Below are 210 nucleotides of genomic sequence, written 5' to 3' on the forward strand. Positions count from 1 at the left end.
AGCCAGCGGGTGACGGTGCCCTCGGTGACGGACTCGCCGAGCGCGGGCAGGACCACGTCCGTGCCCTCGGCGGTGCCGGCACCGGCGGCGGCCTCGGCCGTGGGAGCCGGGGCAGGGGCGGCCTGCTCGGTGGCGGGGGCCGCCGGAGCCTGGGCGGCCGGGGCGGCCGTCGGGGTCGGGGCCGGGGCCTGCTCGGCGGCGGGGGCCGGG

At 84.8% G+C, this 210-nt stretch carries 1 pseudogene; it reads right to left on the reverse strand.

Annotated elements, in window-relative coordinates:
- Nucleotides 1-210: pseudogene (locus tag RH94_RS44460) on the reverse strand (2-oxoglutarate dehydrogenase, E2 component, dihydrolipoamide succinyltransferase); the annotation flags it as partial.

Source organism: Streptomyces kebangsaanensis, assembly GCF_001906585.1.
Taxonomy (GTDB): domain Bacteria; phylum Actinomycetota; class Actinomycetes; order Streptomycetales; family Streptomycetaceae; genus Streptomyces; species Streptomyces kebangsaanensis.